This is a genomic window from Microvirga makkahensis, assembly GCF_009830105.1.
In the GTDB taxonomy this organism is placed as follows: domain Bacteria; phylum Pseudomonadota; class Alphaproteobacteria; order Rhizobiales; family Beijerinckiaceae; genus Microvirga; species Microvirga makkahensis.
Genome location: NZ_WURB01000062.1, coordinates 1 through 3,048, shown reverse-complemented (window position 1 = coordinate 3,048; position 3,048 = coordinate 1). Strand labels below are relative to the sequence as shown.

Below are 3,048 nucleotides of genomic sequence, written 5' to 3'. Positions count from 1 at the left end.
AAAGTCGATCCCGGCGCGATCCTCCGGGCCGTAGGCCGCCTTCACCGCAATGCCCTCCGGCGTCAGCCAGGGCTCTGCCCGGGGCTGAGCTGCGGGCGAGGCTTCGGGGGCGCTGGTCCAGCCGAGGCTCGAGAAATCCGGGATACGTGTCATGGAACTCTTACCTCCCCTCGATTTGAGGTGGATCCATCAACGGCTGAATGGATAGAAGCGACCACAGCCAACAAATCGCATCCGTTGTAGATAAAATCTTGAATTCCCGCCGAGCGCATTGCGTCCTCGCGGAGGACCGGGCGTCCAGCCATATACACGAGCGAGGTCCCTGCCCTCTTTAGTTCTCGAGCTGTCTCTTCAGCTGCTGCCTCGTTCGGCGTGATTGCGGCCTCAGCTGGTCCAAAGTAGACCTCATCCGACGAACAGATGCATGCGATCTGGGAGCCAGACGCGGCGAAGGCAGCTATGAGAGCATGGAGAGACGGGAACCCGTCGTTCGTCACGGATTCTATCCCGCCTGCCTCAAAGAAGTTCTTGGCGAAAGTGGCCCGGGCCGTGAAGGCGGAGATCGGGCCAAGATTGGCCAGAAACATTTTCGGGCGCGCGCCAGTCTTGGCGAGGAAGGCATCCGACAGGTCGCGCAGGCGCTCGAAGGCCTGCGCCGTGCGGACGGAGGGCAGGGGCGTGGCCGACACGGCAGCTTGATCAATCTCTTGCTGCGCCACAGACGCAGCGGGCATCAGCACCGTGACATCCGCCTCATGGATATTCGGGAATTCGCTCGTGCCAGTGATCGGCTCCTTGCGGGTGGCGATCGCCTTCTCCCGCTGCACGCGAACAGGGGCGATGCGGGTCTGGAGAGCCCCCTGCTTGAGGCTCTCGATGATGCCACCCTCGCGCTCGATCTCCTGGAAGAGACCCCAGGCTCTCTCGCAGAGCGCATCGGTCAGCGCCTCGAAGCCGCCAGCGCCTGCCGCGGGATCGGCCACGCGCCAGAGGTTCGACTCCTCCAGCAGCACCAACTGGGTGTTGCGCGCTACGCGGCGAGCGAAGGCATCGGGCAGGCCGAGAGCCGCCGTGAAGGGCAGGATCGTGATCGCGTCCGCCCCGCCGATGCCGGCGGAAAAGGTGGCGACCGTCGTGCGCAGAATGTTCACCCACGGATCGCGCTTGGTCGTCATACGCCAGGCGGTTTCCGCATGCAGGCGAACGGGCTTCGGCTCCAGACCGCAGGCCTGCTCCACCTGCGCCCAGAGGCGGCGCAGCGCGCGGAACTTTGCGACCGTGAGGAACTCGTCCGCATCCGCCACCAGCAGGAAGGACAAGGCTTTGCGGGCGGCATCGAGGGAATGGCCGTGGGATTCAAGCGCCCGCAAATAGCTGACGCCCGTGGCGAGAACGGCGGCCAATTCCTGCGCCTCGCTCGCGCCCGCCTCATGGTAGGGGCGCCCTTCGGCCAAGAAGGCGCGGCCGTTGAAGCCTTTTTCGGTCAGGCTCTTCAGCATCGCGCCCATGCGGGCCGACACCTCGTCCCACGTAACAGAGAGACTGCCGAGGGAGGCCAAGCCACCGATGGGGTCCATGCCGAGATCAAGCGACAGATCCGACAGCTTGTGGCCGCGCTTGTCTGCAAGCGCAATGAGAAGCTCCGCCATGGAGCGGCCCTTGCCGCCGGCATCGAGGCGCAAATGAATGAGGTCCAGCATCACGCCGGAAAGCGCCTTGTCGAGATCCTCGACCGTCTCGATCTTGACGCCGAAGCCGCGCGCGGCGGGGGCTTTATGTGTAACGATGGTCAGCGCATCGGCGCCGTTCTCGAGATCGATGAGGGCAAGCTCATTGGTCTTGGCCGGATCGGGATGGTCCATCCGCTGGGACACGCGCCAGCGCCCGGCCTGCTCGCGTGCGATCCGGGCTGCTCCCTCCGCCTTTGGGTAGAGCGGCTGGATCTCGATGCCGTCATGGGTGCGGCCGACGAGCTTCTTGGTGAAGTCAGCTCCCTTCAGCACTCCCTCGACCAGCTTGAGCCATTGCTCGCGGGTGGCTTGCGAGAAATCGGCCGCAAGAGAAAGATCGTCCATGGCCGCCATCAGGCAAATTCCATGATGGTGGCATCGACGGCGAGACTATCGCCTTCCTTGGCGTGAATTTTGGCAATCGTGCCGTCGCGCTCGGCGCGCAGCACGTTCTCCATCTTCATCGCTTCGACGATGCAGAGCGGCTCGCCCGCCTTGACCTCCTGCCCTTGGCTCACACTGAGTGCCTTCACGAGACCAGGCATGGGGCAGAGCAATTGCTTGCCCGTATCCGCCTCCTGGCGCTCGGGCATGAGCGCCGCAAGCTCCGCCTCGCGTCTGGTATAGACGCGCACCTCCGCGGAAGCGCCTGCATGGGAGAGGGCCATGCCGTTGAGGATCGGCCGCACCTGCACCGCGATGGCCTCGCCACCGACTGTGCCCGTCCAGACCGGCTGACCCGGCACCCACGCGGACTCGACAGGCCAAGCCTTGCCGTCGAGCATAACGGCGATGCCGTCGTCGATGTCCTGGATCATCACGTCGTGCCGCTCCGCGCCGAGAAGCACCACCCGCTCCCGCTCGAACTTGAAGGCGGAGGCAGCGCGCATCTGACCCGAGATGTGGCGCTTGCGCTCGTTCATCAGGTGGTCGATGGCAGCCCCGACCGCCGCCATGCGCAGAGCTATCTCTCCTTTAGGCGCGGGAGCCTTGAAGCCTTGCGGGAACTCCTCCGCGATGAAACCGGTGGAGAGCGTGCCGCTCTTCCAGCGGGGATGCTGCATGAGCGCCGAGAGGAAGGGAATGTTGTGACGGATGCCGTCGATGGCGAAGGCGTCGAGCGCGGTGGCCTGGGCCTCAATGGCCTGCTCGCGGCTCGGCGCATGGGTCACGAGCTTGGCGATCATCGGATCGTAATAGATCGAGATCTCGCCGCCCTCGTAGACGCCGGTGTCGTTACGTACAGTCACGCCATCGATTGCGCCCTCCTGCGGCGGGCGATAGGTCACCAGCCGGCCCGTCGACGGCAGGAAGTTGC

At 64.9% G+C, this 3,048-nt stretch carries 2 protein-coding genes; both read right to left on the bottom strand.

Annotated features, from left to right (window positions below; translation table 11 throughout):
- Window positions 1–149 precede the first annotated feature (149 nt).
- A complete protein-coding gene (locus GR328_RS26340; protein WP_160888602.1) occupies window positions 150–2,075 on the bottom strand; it encodes a methylmalonyl-CoA mutase subunit beta in 1,926 nt (641 codons plus the stop codon).
- A gap of 8 nt (window positions 2,076–2,083) precedes the next feature.
- A partial coding sequence (locus tag GR328_RS26335) for a biotin/lipoyl-containing protein (RefSeq protein ID WP_160888601.1) occupies window positions 2,084–3,048 on the bottom strand: 965 nt, incomplete at its 5' end.

What these genes read in the sequence shown, in the direction of transcription:
- GR328_RS26340 (WP_160888602.1), bottom strand. Translation starts at nt 2,075, where the DNA reads ATGGACGATCTTTCTCTTGCGGCCGATTTCTCGCAAGCCACCCGCGAG.